Source organism: Caulobacter sp. 05T431 (genome assembly GCF_056665975.1).
On sequence record NZ_JBFTKU010000109.1, the window covers coordinates 1 to 462 of the forward strand.

Sequence of the window (462 nt, forward strand, 5' to 3'; positions counted from 1 at the left end):
CTGATCGAGGGAGGCGATCCCCTGCTCCTGCCATTGCCCGTAAGTCAACCCGATTGCCGGAACTCGCCAACTAGTTCGCCCGTTCGTTGCCCTTCCGGCTATAACGGCCCCTGCGGCGCTCGGACTCTTAAACACGTGCGATTTCGTGAATCGCGCCGACGCCCCGTCAGCTACAAGAACGCCCGCGGTCACTAGCTTTTGGTGGAGCTTTGCATAGCCATGCATTGCCCCAATCCACGAGGCCCTGGCTCTGGAACCTTCAAGGACGGCGAATTCCCCGTCGGTTTCCTGCGCCTGTGCCGTGATGCCTGTTCCTGAAATAGACATCTCAAAAATTGGAGAGGAGGCTGTGTTTTGAACATAGGGGTTGGCAGAGTCGGACGGAGACGGGACTTTCCGTAGAGCATCGACCCCGAGGACGGGGAGGATGATCTTGGCCTGATCTACAAAATACTCCATGTC

Annotated in this window: 1 protein-coding gene; it reads right to left on the minus strand. The window is 57.6% G+C overall.

Going from position 1 to position 462, the window contains the following annotated elements:
* Positions 1-459 (minus strand): DUF4357 domain-containing protein (locus tag AC1U89_RS24735; RefSeq protein ID WP_479902255.1); only part of this gene is annotated, 459 nt, incomplete at its 3' end.
* Positions 460-462 lie beyond the last annotated feature (3 nt).